The organism is Mesorhizobium sp. M7A.F.Ca.CA.001.10.2.1, assembly GCF_003998575.1.
Classification (GTDB): Bacteria; Pseudomonadota; Alphaproteobacteria; order Rhizobiales; family Rhizobiaceae; genus Mesorhizobium.
Genome location: NZ_RZQY01000046.1, coordinates 1 through 18,078, shown reverse-complemented (window position 1 = coordinate 18,078; position 18,078 = coordinate 1). Strand labels below are relative to the sequence as shown.

Annotated in this window: 1 protein-coding gene; it reads left to right on the top strand. The window is 63.9% G+C overall.

Going from position 1 to position 18,078, the window contains the following annotated elements; all coding sequences use genetic code 11:
- A partial coding sequence (locus EN964_RS05245) for a hypothetical protein (protein WP_164775739.1) occupies nt 1-18,078 on the top strand: 18,078 nt, incomplete at both ends.

The window sequence follows — 18,078 nt, the reverse complement described above, 5'->3', positions numbered from 1 at the left end:
CGTCATCACCGAGGCTTCCGCCGACGTCGCGGCAAACGCCTCGATCAATCTGAATGGCGCGGATCTGTCGCTCACCGCCAACTCCACCACCAACGTCGTGACCGATGCGGTTCCCGACGACGCGAGCGGCGCCGCGGGCGAACTCGGCATCGGTGGTTCGGTCGCCCTGACCATCGTCGACAATTCCACCTCGGCGTCGATCCGCGACAACGCGACCATCGTTGCCGGCGACGCTATCACCATGATTGCGACCGGCAACCATACAGCTGCCACCAAGGCAGAAGCGGGCGCGGAAGGCGGCGATGTTGGCATCGGCGGTGCGGTGGCGATCGACGTCATCGACAACAACACCGAGTCGTCAATCGGTTCCGGCGGCGAACTCGACATCACCGGCAATTTGTCGGCCAGCGCCAGCAATCACGGCGTGAGCACGACGCTGGCCGATGGGGATGCCATCGGCTCGACGGCAATCGGCGCGGCGATCGCGCTTGCCTTCGTGGACAACCGTGCGTTCTCGACATCGAACCGCAATCTTCGTTCGAACGGATCGATCAGTCTGTCGGCCGCCAATGACGGTTCCAGCAAGGCGGAGTCGATTGCGAGTGCCGCTGGCGCCGAGAAAGACGAGGACGGCAACACCAAGGCCGACGAGCAACGGGACAAGGAAGTCGGTCTGGCCAACAGCAAGTCGAATGATGGCGACAGCGCCAGCAAATCGGCCAACAGTTCAGGTGGAAGCGGCGGCGGCGATGTCAGCGTCGCGGCAGCGCTTGCCCTCAATGTCTCGTCGTCACTGGCGGTGGCGTCGATCAATGACGGGCGCACGGTTGTTGCCGGTGATGGCGCTGGCGTCGGTGAACTCAATTTACAATCGTCCAACAATATGGACGCGACGGCGAAAGCCGATGGCACCGCAAAGACGAGCGACAGCGGCACCGCTGTCGGTGTCGCAGTGGCGATCAATATCGCGACGATGCGCAACGAGGCGTCGATCGGGGCTGGCAGCATCATTACGGCCGACGGGGTGAAAGCCGAAGCCAAGATGAAGAACGTCGGCGGTGACGTGACGCATCGTTTCGGCGCCGAGTCGACCTCCGGCGCCAGCGGCGGCGATATCGGCGTGGCCGGTTCGTTCGGGCTGAGCTTCGCCGATACCGACACGCTTGGCGTGATTGGTCTCGACCATGCCGATCAGCCAGCAAGCGGCGCCGCGACGGTTACATTGACCGGCGGCAATGTTCTGCTCACGGCGATCAACACGACTGTAACCACAACGACGGCGACCTCCTCCGGGGCCGGAAGCGGCTCGGGCAGCGTCGGCGTCGGCGCGTCGATCGCGCTCGGCATCGGCTTGAACACCACGTTTGCCGGCATCGAGAACGGCGAGACGGTTAGCGGGACGACCGGCAATTTCACCGTCACCGCGACATCCAATGATACGCTGACGACGACGGCCAAGGCCGGCGCCGAGGGCGCAACCGGCATCGGGGGCGCGATCGCTGTCGCCTATTTCGACAACGACACGGATGCGCACATCGGCACCGGCGGCGGCGCAACGATCACGCTGACGGGCAATTTGGCCGCGCAAGCGTCGCACACCGGTACGGTTCACACGCTTGCCGATGGCGAAGCCGCCGGCAGCAGCGTCGGCGTTGGCGCGTCGATCGCGCTGAATATCGGCGAAGTCACCAACGACGCTTTCCTCGGCCGCAATTTCCAGAACGTCGGCACGGTGACGATCACCGCGACCTCGATGCTCGACACCAAGGCAGAGTCCAAGGCGAGTTCGAAGGGCCAATCCACCAAGAAGTCCGATGGCACAACGGACAGTGCCAGCTCCGATCAGGAGACGACCAACCAGACCGAGATGGCCAAGAACCAGAGCGGCGGCACCAAGACGCCCTCGCAGAGCGGCGGCAGCAGCCTTGGCCAGGCCGACAGCAACAGCAATGCGCAGACCGGCAAGGGCACGCAGGGCGGCAACGGCTCCGGCGGCACCAATGTGGCAGCGACGATCGCCGTCAACTTCCTCGATGCGGACAACCAGGCGCAGATCGCCGGCGATGTGACGATCGCCGGCACAGGCGCGATGAAGGTCGAGGCGATCAGCACGACCGACGCGCGGGCATTGGCCACAGCGACGTCCACGAACACCAGTTCCAACACCGGCGTTGCCGCGGCGATCGGCCTCAACATCGTGCTGCTGGACAACAATGCGATGATCGGTTCAAACGCCGATCTGACCGCCGGATCGATCGAGGTCCGCGCCGCGACCGGCAATGGACAAAAGAACACGTTCCAGGCGCGCGCCCTTTCCGGCGCAGTGTCGAAAAACACCGCGGTCGGCGGCTCGGTTGGCGTCAACTATCTTGATGTCGACACGCTGGCATCGGTCGGCGACAATGTCGATCTCGACGCCAACACCGGCAATATCGAGATCGGCGCCGTCAGTCTCAATGAAATGCAGAACCTGGCCGGCGGTGCGGCTTTGAGCACCGGCAGCGGCGGTGGCGGCGTGGGTATCGCGGTCACCGTCAACATCGTCAACGATCTCAACACCAAGGCGCAGACCGGCATCAATCTCGACGCTGAAGCGCAGGGCGCGATCAACGTCACCTCGCATGCCGAACTGCTGCCGATCTCGGAAGACCTGCCGGTCATCGGCTCGTTGGCCGTCACCAGCTTCGCCGCCGGCATCGCCGGTGCGTCGGGCGGCTTTGCCGTCGGCGGCTCGTCCAGCGTCAACGTGATCTTCATGGAGACGCACGCGTCGGTGAACGACAACTCCGACCTCGAAGCCGGAACCGGCATCAAGATCGAGGCGACGGACCTGCTGACCGTGGTCAGCGGGGCGGGCGGCATCGGCCTCACGCTGAACGGCAATGCCGGCGTCGGCATCGGCCTGGACGTGCAGGTGATCACGCGCAACACCAGCGCCTGGATGGGTGGTGGCGCGGATCTGGATACGACTGCCGGCAACATCATCATCAATGCCGACTCCTTCGACGACATCACCTCGATCGCGGCGACGTTCGGCGGCAGCGCCGGCGGCTCGGCCGGCGTCGCGGCATCGGTCGGCGTGCTTTACCTCGACACATCGACCCAGGCCTTCGTCGAGGCCGGCAGCACGCTGAACAAATCGCATCTGGGCGCCGGCGGAGATGTCTCCGTGACGGCGACCGGCGACGCGGACGTGTTCCTGCTGGCTGGCGCGGCGGCGTTCGGCCAAAGCGCCGGCATCGGTATTTCCGGAACGGTGTTTGTCCATCTCGACGATGTAAAGGCGGAGCTCTATGGCGACGCCGACGTGGTCACCGGTGGCGCAAACGGCCTCTCCGTATCGGCGATTTCCACCGATGACGTGCTGATCATCGCAGCCGCCGGCGCTGCTTCCGCGCAGGCGGCGGTCGCCGGTTCGGTCGCTGTGACGGTGCTGACCGAGACAACGACGGCTCGCATCGGTGCAAACAGCAAGGTTTCCGGCCAGACGCTCGCCAATGATCCCGGCGTTTCGGTCTTTGCAAGCGACGAAACCGATATCCTGACAATCGCGGGCTCGCTCGCGGTTTCCGCCGGCAGTGCCGGCGTCGGCGCCGGCGTCAATGTGTCGACGCTGACAAAGACGACGACTGCATCGATCGAAGCGGGCGCCGACATCGACGTCGACGGCAATGTGACGGTCGAAGCAACCGGCAACGAGGACATAGGTTCGTTCTCCGTGGCCGCGGGCGCGTCGAGCGGCGCTGGCGTCACGCTGACGGCTGACGTCTTCGTGCTGAATCTGAAGACCCGCGCCTTCATTGGCTCGGACCCGCTGGCGCCGATCGGCGGCCTGACGGATGTGCGGGCACGCGGCAGCGTGCTTGTCCAGGCACTCGACGAGACCGAGATGGACCTGATTGTTGGCGGCGTGGCGATTGGCGGCAGTGCCGGCGTCGGCGTCGCGGCCGGCGTTGCGGTTGTCGACAAGGTGACGGATGCCTTCATCGGCGCAGGCGCACGCGTCACCGGCGAGGGCCACGGCACGGTCGCGGCGAGAACCGGCCGCTACCAAATCGAGTATGCGGGCAGCCAGGCGATGTCGAGCTTCGACCCGCAGGGCGGCAACAAGCCGACCGCGAGCAGCCTGGAGGCTGGTACGCCGTCGGGCCTCACCCAGTTCAAGAACCTCGACCAGGAGGGTGGCGACGACGTCCAGCAGGATCCGGGCTTGACCCAGAACCGGGTTGCGACCGCGTCGGTCGATACCGGCTTCCGTGGCGTGGCCGTCTCCGCCTCGGCGAAGGATGATGTCGAGACTTTTGCGATTTCCGTCGGCGGCGGCGGTTCGGTCGGCGTGGCTGTCGGTGCGGCGGTCAACGTCGTCGATACCAAGACGAAGGCGTTCATCGGAGCCGATGCGCAGATCAACCAGGACATGGCCGGCCCCGGAAATGCAGGACAGTCCGTGCTGGTTGCGGCGGCGAGCGACTTCAGCCATGTCGGTGTCGGGGCCGGTGCGGCTTTCGGCGGTTCGGGCGCGGGCGCGCCCGGCGTCGACGTGTCGGTGATCAAGGTCGACACGGTCGCGACGATCAATGACGGCGCGGACGTGAAGGCGAACAACGACGTTGCGGTGATCGCCACATCCAAGGAAAAGGTCATCGTGGTCTCCGCCGGTCTTGCCTTCAGCGGCACGGTCAGCCTGGCGGGCGGCGTCTCGGTGCTGTCGTTCGACACCGAGACCTATGCCCGTGTCGGTGCCAACGCGACAATTGTCGCCGGCGGCGACGTCGCCGTCATGGCCAAGGACGATTCCGAGGTGGTGGTGGTCGCGGGTGCGGTCGCCATCGGCCTGTCGGGCGGCGGTGCCGCCGGATCGGTCGCGGTCGTCAATGTCGACAAGCTCACCGAAGCGACGATCGGCGACAATGCCAGCATCGACGCGTCCGGCAACGGTGCCGGCATCGGCGGCGTGCTGACCGGCACGATCGTCGGCGGCGGCGATCCGACTAGCTTCGGCGCGGCCGAGGCGCATGGCGTCATCGTGCAGGCCGAATCGTCGGAAGAGGTCACGAACGTCACGGTCGCCGGTGCAGCCGGCCTTTACGTCGGCCTGGCTGGCTCCGTCACCGTGACGCTGCTCAATTCCGACACCAAGGCGCTGATCGGGGTCGGCGCCGACATCAATCAGGGCGCTGCAGATTACCTCGCCCATCCAGGCACGGTGTCGGGCGCACAAGGCGTCTATGTCAACGCGGCCAACGAGGTCCGGGTCACGTCCTTCGCGGGCGCTCTCGGCGCCGGTTTCGTCGGTCTGGCCGGCGGTATCGACTTCGGCAGCATCAAGAACGATACGGTTGCCGCGATCAACGCCAACGCCATGGTGCGGGCGCGCGGTGACGTCTCGGTCAATGCGGTCGCAATCAAGGTTCTGCGTGGGTTCGCCTTCAGCGGCGGCGTCGGCGTCGCCGGGCTTGGCGCGTCCGTGTCGGTCTGGTCGATCGGCGAGGCGTTCACCGATTCCTACCAGGACAACCAGGGTGGCAGTGGCAACGCGACGAAGGACGACGGAAGCTCGAAGACCGCCAACGACGAGGCCGGCGAACAGGCCGACGGTGGCGTCGCAGGCATCACCGGGGAATTGGGCCGCTTCGGCAGCGGCGCCAACAGCAACACGGCCGACTCACGCGTCAAGGCTGGTGTTGAAGGCGCCCGCGACAAGGTCGGCGCCAACGCACTGACCTCAGGCGCCCTGACCAACAAGCTAACCGCCGCCGTCACCGACGAGCGTGGCACCACCGCCTCCGTCGAAGGCGGTGCGACGGTCGAGGCTGGTTACGACATCGTCGTGAACGCGCGTGAACAGATGAAAGCCAACATCCTGGTCGGCAGCCTGGGCGCCGGTCTTGTCGGCCTGGGCGCGTCGATTTCCGTCGTCAATGTCTCGGGCCAGGTGAGAGCGAAGGCCGGCGGAAACCTCAAGGCTGGCAATGCCATCCGCCTTGAAAGCCATTTCGGCCAGAATATCGATGTCACGACTGTCGCCTTGCAGGCCGGCTTCGTCGGCCTCGGTGCATCGGTCGCGGTGGTCAACGATACCAGCCGCGTACAGGCCGGCTTGCTCGACAACACGGTGGTCAACGACGCGGCCAGCCTCACGGTCTCGGCGACCAGCAACCAGACGTTTGACGTGCTGACCACCGGCATACAAGCCGGTGCGGTGGCCGTCGGCGCGTCCTACAGCGACGTCACCATCGGCGATGACGACGACAACACCAAGGAAGTCCTGGCCACGATCGGCACGGGCAGCCAGATCGGGCAGGTCGACGCCGTCGGGGCCATCACGGTCCATGCGGACTCGACGATCAACGTGGATTCCGACACCTTCGCGCTGGCTGCCGGGCTCGGTGCACTGACCTTCAATTTCGCCTTCATAGATGTTCAGCCGAACGTAGAGGCATCGATTGGCAGCGGCGCCAATATCAGCGCGACGGGCCTCCTCACGGTCGAGGCGTGGACGCTGCACGATGCGACCGGCGACATATTCGCGCTTTCAGTCGGCGCACTGGCGGCCGGCACCAGCTTGGCGACGGTCAATGTCGTCCCGACGGTGACTGCATCGATCGGTGGCAATTCGACGGTTCACGCCGGCGGCATCGTCATGCTGTCGTCGCACAATTACCAGGGCGAGACGGCGACCGACCGCGGGGCGAAGGCCTATGCGGAAGCCTCCGGCGGCGGCTTGTTCAGCGGCCAGGGCTCGGTGCCGACCGCGAGGTCCAATGCGGTTGCCAACACCACGATCGGCGCCGGCGGCGCATTCACCATCACCGGTGACATCAACATCAAGTCGCGCGTTCGCAACTATGCCGTCGCCAATGCCGAAGCGAATTCGTTCGGAGCGGCGGCGGTCGGTGCTTCCGTGGCTGAAGCCGAGGCCAATGGCCAGAGCAACGCCGCGATGAACGCCAACATCGTCTCGGTCACGGACATCATGATCGAAGCCCTCGCTGTCAATGGCGCGCTCGCCGTGGCGGAAGCCGCCGGTGGCGGCGTTCTTGGCGCACTGACCATCAACAGTGCGGTCGCAACAGCCAGCCCATCATCGGTCAGCGCCTCGATCGGCAACAACACCTCGATCCAGTCGGCGCGCAATGTGCGGCTGAAGGCACAGGCGCAAACCGAGGGCGACGCCAAGGTTGTCGGCATTTCGATAGGCGGCATTTTCGGCGCCGGTGCTTCGGATGCGACGACCCATGTCAGCCCGACGGTTGCGAGCTCGATCGGCGCTGGCGCGGTGATCAACGCGACCGGCGATATCCTGGTCGAAGCCTCCGCCTCGCCGATCCCCGGCGTGCAGCCGACCTACGAAATCGTCGATGTCGACGGCACCGCCAACACGATCACCGTGAACGGGCATGGATTGGTGACCGGCGATACGGTCGAATATGATGCCGGAAGCGGCGGCGCCGTCATTCCCGGCCTCAACTGGCCGGATCCGGACGATTCGGCCGTGAACCGTCAGTACAGCGTGATCAATGTCGTCAATGCAGGCGTGACAGATCCGAACACGCTCTATTTCGGCTCCGTCTTCAATGCCGCCGACATCGATCCAAACACCGAGATCATCGAGTTCGCGGGTGGCCATAATTTCCTGAGCGGCGATGCCGTCCGCTACTATCCGGGACCAGACGAAACAGTCGACAGCTTTGGGCTGACCGAGGGCAATCTCTATTATGTGCTGGTCATAGACGGGTCGCACATCAAGCTGGTGGGCACCTTCGACAAGGCGGTCAACCCACAGAATTACCTCAAGAATTTCCAACCGGACGATGTCGCGGGCAACAGCATAACCATCGCGGCGCATGGCTTCGTCAATGGGACGGCGGTGACCTATGAGGCGCCGGACGCGCGCACTTTCGTCAGTCGCCAGGTGGACGTCAATTCGAGCAGCCTCAACCCTGATGGCTCCCCAATCGCCGATGCCAACGCCGATGACATCCGTTTCTTCGACGATGACGGGAACGCGCTGGCGCATGGCTTCGTCGAGGGCGAACACGTCGTCTACGACGTCAAGAATGCGAGCGGAGGAACCGGTCTGGCGATCGGCGGCCTGGTCGACGGCCAGACCTACCGTGTGCATGTCGTCAACTCCTCGACGATCCAGCTCAAGCGTAACGACGCGATCACCGAAGAGGTGCAGTTCGTTCGCAATGCCGCTGGCGACCGCATCATCCGCACCGACGGCCTCAACTGGGCCGACAACGGCTTTGCCGCTGGCACGCTGTTCATCGGCGGCGGCGGCGCCAATTCTGGCACGTTCACGATCGCCAGTGTTTCCGGTAGCACGCTGATCCTTACTGTCGCGAACAGCGTCACGGCGGGAACGCAGACAAAGACCTTCGATCAGCCGATCATCGCACTGGCCCCGAACAAGGGCCTCAGTGCCAATCCGGCGCTCAACGTCGGCGCCAGCGATATACATTCGCTGGTCAATGCCAAGAATCTGCCGATCGGCGGGCTGGAAGACGGCAAGACCTATTATGTGCGCGGCGTCAGTGGCCCTGGCGACAACACGTTCGAACTGTGGAATGCACCGAGCGGGGGCAGTCAGATTGCTCTGACACCGACGGCGATTGCCGGCCCTTACGGCAATCACAGCCTCACTGCGCTGGCGGTTGACATCTCGGCGGCCGCCGATAGCGAGCAGCAACTGCGCATCGACATCAACGACAGCGCCACATCGGCGTCACCGGGGCAATTCCTGTTTGGCCCGGGCGAGGTTCCGCTCAGTGAGATCGCCCCGCAATCGGGCGACGGAGTCTCCTCGGCCTATGCCAAGGGTTCCGGCGGCGGCTTCGTCGGCGTGCAGATCAACGATGCCGACATCATCAGCAATCCGAACGTCTCGGCGACGATCTCCGCGACGCAGATCACGACCGTGGGCAACGTGACCGTCAGCACATCGGTGACGACCAACACCTCCTCCTACGCGGTCAATGGCACCGGCGGCTTCGTCGCCATCGGCGATGCCGATGCGCGCAGCTATCAGGACATCATCAGCGCGGCGACGATCAGCGATAACACACGTATCACCGCGGGCAAGAACTTCACGCTGGCCTCGGCAAGCAATGCCATTACCAGCGCCGCCTCGCAGTCGAGCGCTGGCGGTGCGGTCGGCCTGGCCGACCCGACCACCGATGTCCGCATCGAATACAATACGGTTTCGACGATCGGCTCCAATGCTATCGTTCTGGCTGGTCAGTTGGCCAAGGCCACGGCCAATGCATCCGTCGATGTGACGGCGAAATCGACCGCCTCCGGCATCGGCTTCGGCGGTGACGGCGACGCCATCACGCATGTCAATATTGGCTCGCCGGACGTCGATCCGGACGCCGACCAGGCCGACGCTATCGTCTCGCTGGCGGCCAACGCCGTGCTCAGCGCGCGGCGCACTTCGCTTGCGGCGCGGGTCGACAACTTCCATGTCTTCTCCGGCAGCGACGGACGCGGCGCCGGTTTCTATGGCGAGGGCGAGGCCGAAAGCACGATCACGGCACGGCCGGATGCGCAGGTGCGGATCAATGCGGGCGCCGACCTGACGGGTTGGGAAGGCGTTGACCTCATCACCCGCTACGACAATGTCGACACGCATGCGAAATCCTATGCCCGGTCGACGGGCCTGTTCGGCTTCGTCGATTCCGACGCCCATAACGACACCGACGTCTCGTCCGAGATTTTCGGCGCGGCAGGAGCGTTGGTGACGGCCGGTCCGCGCGACAATAGCGATGTCGTGCTCGGACACCCGGATTATCCGCAGGAGCCTGGGAGCTCGGCCGAGCACCTGGCCTTGTTTGCCTCGACCGTGAACGGCCCGAATATCGCGCAGACAGACAACGCCGACGACAGCAAGCGCTCGCTCGCCGCCGGCGGATCGAGCGGCAGCAGTCCAGATGACAGGCCGCAATCGATCAATTTCAATTCCGACGTGCTGATCCTTTCGGGCCGGTCACCCGAACTGGTCATCAAGCAACTGGTCGTCGGCGCCGAGGGCCAGATCGATGTCGCGGTCGAAGTGTCGGTCAACGACACCGCGGGCGGCGGCAGTGCGACCGAAGGCGAAGGCAGCACGATCCAAAGCAATGACATTGTCGTCAACAACATCGTCAATCCGGGTCCCGGCGACGTGGTGTTCGATTCGAACTCGATGATCGGCGCAGGCGGCACCTGGACGTTCCGCGATACGTTGCAGCGCGTGTCGATCCGCAACGAGTCCGACAAGGACATCATTATCAACAATATCGATGTCGTCACCGACGAGCAGCCGCTGGCATGGCTCAACCCGTCGCAGAGTGTGACGCTGACTTTCAAGGTGGTGCGCGAAGTCGCGCCGACGCTGGTCGAGATCACCGACACCGGAGGCCATTCCGATATCTACATCAACGGCACGATCGACAACCCGATCGGCACGACCTCGATCGTCAACACCGACGGATCGGTGTTCGCCACCAACGATCGCGGCGTCACAGGCAGTGACGGCCGCCAGTCGCTGATCCGTACCCACATCCTGAACATTCGCGCCGACGAAAACATCGGCGCGACCGGTGCGCGCGTGAACATCGACATCGTCGACAGCGCCGGCCTGCCGCTCGGCATAGGCTTCGACACCGGCCGCGTCGCCGGCTTGACGAACCAGGTATTCCTTGGGGTCGAGAACCGTTTCTATACCGGCCAGCTGGTGCGCTACGATGCCGTGACCACGGCCATCGGCGGGCTCACCGACGGCGGCTATTACTACATCATCGCTTCGCCCGACGGGCAGAGCGTCAAGTTGGCGACCACGTTGACAAACGCTCTGGCCGGCACGGCCATCGATCTGGCACCGGGTGGCGCGCTGACCGATCTGCATAGCCTGATTTCGGCTGAGACCTTCACCACCGATGCGCTCGGCAACATCAGCCTCGACCTCAAGGCGCTGCTGCGCGAGGCGCCGGCCGGGGGCTTCTACATCGTCGAGATCGACCGGATCAATGCCGGCAATACGGCGGACGTGCTGCTGCAAGCCAGCATTGAACAGTTCGGCGACGGTCTGTCCGGCGGCCTGCTGGTCAAGGCGCCGGCGTTGCCCGCGGGCGGACAGACCTACTACAATAAATTCCGGCCGGATGAGGGAGCTATCCCGTCGCTGAGCCGTGGCGTCTTCGCCACCGGTAACACGGAAATCGCGTCGACCTATGATTTCCGGGGCCTCGACCCGGCAACCGGCCTGCGCACGCTGCCCGGGCTGCAGGCAGGCTCGGTCGTCACGGGCGGCGACATCATCGTCGCGGCAGCCAATCCCGCACCCTCGGCGACCACCATCAACGTACTGGGCATCACCGAGATCGCCGGCAATGGCGACATCGACGTGCTGACCAATGGCTACATCGCGCTGACCGAAAAGACCGGTGACATGCGCATCGAGCGCATTCGCTCCAACGCCTCGGATGTGCTTTTGTATTCGCCGCGGCGCATCCTCGATGCGCGCAATGACAACGGCGACCCGACCTCGATCGAGGCCGATGTCTCCGGCCGCAACATCACCATGGCCGCTGGCGTGGGGCTGTTTAACCCGACCCATTTCCAGGTGGCTGCCGAGGTGCTCAACCCGACGCTGCTTGACATCAATTCGGCCCTGGGCGGCATTGGTGAACCGGGCAATTTCCTCGAGATCAACGTTGACAACCGCAATGGCGCCGGCGGGCTCGGTGTGCTGCGCGCCTTCGACATCAGCGCGGATGCGACTTTGGGCATCTTCCTCGACGAAGTCGTCGGCGACATGCATGTTCATACCGTCCACACGATCCGTGATGTGTCGCTAAGGACCGTCGCGGGCTCGATCCTGGATTCACGCAACAACGGCTTGGGCGACGATTTGGCCGACGTGATGGGGCAGACCATCGACCTCGACGCCAACGGCAATGGCTCCATCGGCGCCTTTACCAACGACCTCGAGATCGATTCATCGCGCGGTTCGAGCGATGACGACGTCGCACTTGAGGCCGGCAACAACATCTACCTGGCCGAAGCGCCGGAGGTTCCCGGCGGCACCGCCGGCAATCTGCGGCTGGTGCTGGCGCACACCTATGATGGCGACATCCGCATCACGGTGCGCGAGACCTCGGTTCAGGGCGAGAACCTCGACCTGCTGCACAGCGGCAGTGCCCGCTTCGGTGAAGATGGCACGACGTTCCCGACCTTCCAGCCCGATGCGTCACGTGCGATCCCACATGGCCAGATCTTCGCCGAAAAGGGTTCCGTGCTGCTGCGCGTCGGCGACAACGTAACGCTCGATTCCAACAGCGAAACGCTGGCGGCCAAGAGCATCGACATCTATGGCGACGTGTCGGCGACCAACGAGGTCATCCATGCGCTCGTCAACCTGGATTTCGCCTTCGGCACCGTGATGGTGCTGCGCGGCCGCATCATCGCCAACGCAACCGTGACGCCGGGCAACAAGACGATCGGCGCGCCGGTCGGCTCGGCAACGCCGACGCTGACAGCGAACCCGGTCACCGGACCGACCGTGCTGACCCGAATCTTCGGCAATACGGATGTCGACACGATCCAGTTCGGCGACACGTCCGGTGCCGGTGGCACCAACACGCAGGGCAGCGCCGGTTACGTCTTCCTCGGCTCGAAGACCCGCGCCTATGGCAGCCAGAACCTCGATGTGAACAACGTCGATGGCGAAGACCGCTTCCGCGTCTACTACCTCCAGGATACCACGACGCAAACCTCTCCGAACATGCAGACGGCGGCCGAGCACACGCTTACGCTCGACGGCGTGTCGGGCACCGATCTCTATGAGATCTACACGCTTGGCTCCAACAATCCGGGGCAGGGCACCGCGGGCACCGACTTCCAGCGCAATTACGTCATCAACATTCTCGACAGCGGGCGTCCTATCGACGGTGTCGATGAACTGACGATCTTCGGGTACGATTCGTCGCAGAATGGTCTGATCGGCGGCAACAAGCCGATCGACGACATCTTCCTGCTGCGCGGCGCCAACTATCTGCCGCACGAAGCCGCCGACCGTCCAGGCTACGTCGCCATGGTCTACGGACAGCCGAAGACCTATGCCGATACGATCGAGGACAATGAGCCTTCGAACGAAGTCGCGCGCATCAACTACGACACCGCGCTGAATGGCCGGATCACCATCGAGGGGCAGGGCGGCAACGACAATTTCTACTCCGACGACACCACGGCGATCGTTTCGCTGCAAGGCGGCGCCGGTGACGACTCCTTCAACATCGGCCAGATATTCGGCACCAAACGCACCGGCGATGCGGAAAACGGCGTCACGCCGTTCTTCGGCGGCAACCTGCTCGACCAGGACGTGTTCCCCGACATGGTGGCCACGACACGCGGCTGGCTGAGCCCGGGCATCAGTGCGCCGATGGTGGCGCAAGGCGGCACCGGCAACGACGAATTCCGGGTCTATGCCAACCAGGCCGAATTGCGGCTCGAAGGCGACGACAACAACGACCTGTTCATCGTCCGCGCGTTCGCCATTGCGGCGGTCGCCAACCAGGACTGGAATGGTGACGGCACGATCGATCAGGACGATTTGCCGGCGGTGACGCTCGACACCAATGGCGATGGCGTGATCAATTTCGCCGACGCTGACTCGACGCCTGACGACTATACCGACGACGTTATCGTGCTGGACGACTTCGGCGTCGCCAAGTCGATCATCGGGCTCGGCTTCTCGGTCGCGCGCGCGCCGGACATCCGCGCCGGCGGCGGCGAAGACGAAGTGCAATACAACGTCAACGCGCCGGTCTCGGTCGACGGCGGCACCGGCTTTGACAAGCTGGTTATCCTCGGCACGGAATTCGCCGACGATTTCGCCATCACCGATAAGGGTATCTTCGGCGCCGGCCTCAACGTTCGCTACACCACGATCGAAGTGGTCGAGGTCGACGGGCTTGAAGGCGACGATGAATTCTTCGTCCAATCGACGGCTTTCGGCGTAGCCTATCGCGTTATCGGCGGTCTGGGTTCAGACACGATCAATGTCGCGGGCGATGTCACGGAAGATATCATCACGCGCGAACTCGAAGGTGCCTCCGGCGCCGTTGACCACCTCGTCACTTCGGGCGATCCACTCTACGATGGCGTCCTCGTCGACGGCTTCGACTATCACGTGGCCGGCCCCCAGGAGGGCATCGTCCGCATCGACGAAACGGATGGCTTCACGGCTGTTCGCGAAGGCGGGCCGCGCAATGTCGACAGTTACACCGTCAGGCTGGCGGTGGCGCCGCTGGCCGGCCAGATCGTCTATGTGACGATCTCGGCGGCACGTTCGCCACAGCAGGAAGAAGACGGCACGCTGATCAATCCGGCACCGTTGCCGAATGGCATCGGCGATACGATCTGGCTATCGAAGCTGGATCCCGGCGCTGTCGGAACCGACGGCGAATTCCAGCATGTCATCACCATCAACGGCGTTCCGACGATCATCAACGACCGCTCGATCGTGCTGGCCTTCGACAGTACCAACTGGAACACGGCGCAGAACGTGTACCTCTATGCGCCCGACGATTTGCGCGCTGAGGGCGATCGAGTGGTCGTCGTCCAGCACAGTGTCATCTCCGACACCAGCGGTGTCGCACCGGCACTGCTGGCCGCGGCCTATCCGAACGGCGATCCCTTCGACGCGGCGGACGTGCGCAACGTCGAGGTCGACCTGCGTGACAACGACACGCCCGGAATCTATGTCACCGAGGTGACGCCCGGCACGAACACCGAAGATGGCCGCTCGCTGGTCATCGAAGGCAATGCCACGACCAAGCTGAATGACGAACTGCTGGTGCAGCTCGCCAAGGCGCCCGACGCGGGCGACACGATCGTCGTCAAGTTGTACGTCAACGAGTTCAGCGACGAAAACATCATGATCTACGACGTCGATGATCCGAACGGTCTCGACAACCGCATGTTCAAGGGTGCCGACGGCTACTGGCGCATCACTTTCGACAGCGGCAACTGGAACGATGCGGTGCGCGTCGGCATCGAAGCGCGCGACGACATCCCGCGTGAGGACCCGCACACGGCGGCGATCTTCTTCCAGCTCGACCAGGCGCTGACAGTCGACGCCAACCACAACTATGTCTTCCCGAACCTGCGCTCAGGCCCGGGCTATGTCGACATCGACGTGATCGACAATGACAGCGCCGGCGCGGTTGTGCTGGAGAGTGAAGGCAATACGCTGCTCAACGGCGATGGATCGGACACCGACGACTATACGATCCGGCTGACCAAGGCGCCGTCGACCAACGTCAGCGTCGCGGTACTAACGGACGGTCTGGCGGATGTCGTTAGTGTCAATGGCGTCGCGGTCACGCCCGGCTCCGGATACAGCATCATTGGCGGCCTCAGGCCAACGCAGATATTCGACGGCAATCTTGTCTTCTCCAACGAAGGTGGCTTGGGCAAGATCACGCGTAGCACCGGTGCCGATCTCGGCAGCTTCGTCGATGAAGGCTTCTTCGTCGGCCAGCAGATACGCATCGGCAATGCCGGCGCCGGCAGCGGCGACTATTTCATCACCTCGATCGATGCGGACGGAAAGTTCTTCAAGGTCGACAGGCTGTTGGCAGCGACAGGCGCGAAGGACGACGTCATCCTGTCCGATCTGGCGCGGGACGGCGAGTACACCGGCAATATCCGCTTCGAGCAGGTCATGGAAGGACTTGTGCCGACCTACCGGATCACCATCGCCGGACTTGGCGACAAGGACGATGGCTGGCTGTCATTCGGTTTCCTCGAAGGACAGTGGATCCGCGTGTTCGATACGGCCGACAATCTGATCGGCGACTTCAAGATCGCGATCATCCGCGGCGACAACGACACCAAGGACACCTCGATCCAGATCACCGGCACCAATGTCGCGCAGATCCTGCCGCATCTCGGCGCCACGCTGAACGATGTGCACGTGGTTCGCACCGCGGCCCTGGCCGTGTTCACGCCGGCCAACTACTACCAGCAGCAGACGGTCGAACTGCGCGCCGACACCGAATACGAAGTGCCGATCACCCGCGAAGGCGTCAAGGTTTTCCCGGTTTCCGGCCATTACCTGTCCAAGCTGCGCGGACCGTTGGCTGTCGAGGGCGGCGTCACCGGCGCCGACCGTTCACTCGAGAACGGCCTCAAGCTGCCAGGCGAAGCCGACGACTTCCTGATCGCGATCGGCCAGCAGCCGCCGGAATCGCAACAGATCGACGTGCTGAACATCTTCAACGACACCAGCAAGGAAGATGTCGGCGGCGTGATGACGGCGACGACGCTCACCGGCTTCAACATGGCTGACAATCTAAGCCTGGGGCTCGGTGTGACCGGCGATCCGACTTTCGGTGAATCCGGCTTCTTCCCGGGTGGCATCAGCTTCGGACGCATCAGCGTCGACCAGAACGGCGATTTCGGCACCGACAGCACCAAGAGCACCATCGAGGTGGTCAATCTGATGCTCGGTGAAGGCAACGACAAGCTCGTCATCGAGGGCACGCTCAATCCTGCGCCGCCGGTGCAGGTGACGAGCACGTTCGACATAACGCCATCCGGCGTCAACGGCGGCACCATCGTGCGCACCGGATTCGACTGGAAAGCGATGGGCTTCCTCGTCGGCCAAACGGTGAAGATCGACAACCTGCCGGGCGTCTGGACGATCGTCGCCATCAATGATGCGCTGATCAATCCGGCCAATCCGGCCGAAGGCGCGGATCCGAATGACAACTCGATCCTGGTTCTGAGCGGACCGACGCTGGCCAGCGTGGCGGACGGGCCGCACACCATCACCGCCTTCGATAAGGATGTGATCACGCTCAACAAGTCGGTGGATGTGGCCACGACGACGGCGGGCGGCATTATCACGCGCACCGACGGCGGCAACTGGGCCGGCTTTGCGGTCGGGGACTTCATCTCGATCGCCGAAGACTTTGCGCAGGGCGAGTATCAGATCGTGGCGATCGCCGGCGCGGTCATGCGCGTCATCGGCGGACAACTCGCGCCGGTCTCGGAAGCACCGCGCACCATCAATCGCATCAACCCCGTGACCAACGCCGTGCTGCAGACCGTGGTGGCCGAAGTCGATGTCGACCCAACTTATACCGGCGGCATCGTCACGCGCCACGACAACGTCAAATGGGCCGCTGAAGGCTACCTCGCCGGACATCTGGTGACGATGGTCGATGCCAGCGGCAAGCGTAACTTCCGCATCATCGAGATATCGGAAGACGGCTACTCGCTGACGCTCGAGGGCGCGCCGCTCGCGACGCAAAACAGCGCGGTGAAGAGCTTCTACGTGCAAGGCCAGCATGGCGCGCTGACGCTCGTTCATGGCGGCGGCAACATGTATCTGGAAAGCACCGGCCCGATGAACATCGCCGCCGGAACCGGTGGACAGATCATCGTCACCCGTCAGGACGGCCGCGACTGGTCGGAGGACCGCTATCAGGTTGGCCAGGTAATCCAGCTTGCGGGCGAAACCTACACGCGCACCATTCTGGCGATCGCCGATGCGACCCTGCCGGCGCCGAGCAACTCCGCGCTGACATGGGGTGACGGCAGCAAGCTGGTGCTCAGCGCACCGAACACACGCGCCGGCCAGCCAGCCGGCACGGTGCTCGCGCTCAACACGTTCAACAGCTATGCCGAGCGTTCACTGCACGTCGCGGAGCCGCGCGCCATCACCGGCACGGCGACCGTCAACATCACCACCAACAGCCTGACACGCAGTGTCGGCAGCTGGCTGGCGGATGGCTTCTATGTGGGCCAGAAGGTGCAGCTGAGCGGATTTGCCGGCACGTTCACCATCCAGGCGCTCACTGCGAGCGTGATAACGCTGCAGAGCGTTGCGCTGACGCCGAAAGCCGGTGTTGCGATGACCGTCTCCGGTGTCGATATAACGCTGGACGGTGGCAGGCGTGTCGGTGGCGACCATATTATCGTCACCGGCGGCGCCGGGCCGAACTCGCCACTGGTCATCTATGGCGACACCAGCCAGGACGGAATCTGGTATTCCGGCCAGGCGCACAATGTCTTGGGTATGGA